Annotated in this window: 1 protein-coding gene; it reads left to right on the top strand. The window is 63.9% G+C overall.

Annotation, left to right across the window (positions count from 1 at the left end):
- Window positions 1-1,191 (top strand): elongation factor Tu, encoded by a 1,191-nt coding sequence (gene tuf / locus SMD31_RS21550; RefSeq protein WP_320503005.1) that lies wholly within the window; start codon window positions 1-3, stop codon window positions 1,189-1,191.
- Window position 1,192: the final 1 nt, after the last annotated feature.

Genomic DNA, 1,192 nt, shown 5'->3' on the forward strand with positions numbered 1-1,192 from the left:
ATGGCGAAGGCTAAATTCGAGCGTAACAAGCCGCACTGCAACGTTGGCACGATCGGCCACGTTGACCACGGCAAGACGTCGCTGACGGCGGCGATCACGAAGGTTCTGGCAGAGACGGGCGGCGCCACGTTCACGGCGTACGACCAGATCGACAAGGCGCCGGAAGAGCGGGCGCGCGGCATCACGATCTCGACGGCTCACGTTGAGTACGAGACGAAGAACCGCCACTACGCGCACGTCGATTGCCCGGGCCATGCCGACTACGTGAAGAACATGATCACGGGCGCGGCGCAGATGGACGGTGCGATCCTGGTGGTTTCGGCCGCCGACGGCCCGATGCCGCAGACGCGCGAGCACATCCTGCTGGCCCGCCAGGTCGGCGTGCCGGCGCTGGTGGTGTTCATGAACAAGTGCGACATGGTGGACGACGCGGAACTGCTCGACCTGGTTGAGCTGGAAGTGCGCGAGCTGCTGTCGAAGTACGAATTCCCGGGCGACACGATCCCGATCATCCGTGGTTCGGCGCTGTGCGCGCTGGAGAACAAGAGCCCGGAGCTGGGTCATGACGCGATCCTGAAGCTGATGGAGGCGGTCGATACCGCCATTCCGCAGCCGGAGCGTCCGAAGGATCGTCCGTTCCTGATGCCGGTCGAAGACGTGTTCTCGATCTCGGGCCGTGGCACGGTTGTGACCGGTCGCGTCGAGCGCGGCATCGTGAAGGTCGGCGAGGAAGTCGAGATCGTTGGTCTGAAGGCCACCGTGAAGACGACCGTGACCGGCGTTGAAATGTTTAGGAAGCTGCTCGATAGCGGCGAGGCCGGCGACAACATCGGCGCGCTGCTGCGCGGCACGAAGCGTGAGGACGTCGAGCGTGGCCAGGTTCTGGCGAAGCCCGGTTCGATCACGCCGCACACGAAGTTCAAGGCGGAAGCCTACATTTTGACCAAGGAAGAGGGTGGCCGTCACACGCCGTTCTTCTCCAACTATCGCCCGCAGTTCTACTTCCGCACGACGGACGTGACGGGGACGGTGGAATTGCCGGAAGGCACCGAGATGGTGATGCCCGGCGACAACATCGCGATGACGGTCAATCTGATTGCCCCGATCGCCATGGATGAAGGCCTGCGCTTCGCGATCCGCGAAGGCGGCCGCACCGTCGGCGCCGGCGTCGTCGCCAAGATCGTCGAGTAAG

This window comes from Dongia rigui, from assembly GCF_034044635.1.
GTDB classification, from domain to species: Bacteria; Pseudomonadota; Alphaproteobacteria; order Dongiales; family Dongiaceae; genus Dongia; species Dongia rigui.

Coding starts and splice junctions, on each gene's coding strand:
- tuf (WP_320503005.1), top strand. CDS start 1: ATGGCGAAGGCTAAATTCGAGCGTAACAAGCCGCACTGCAACGTTGGC.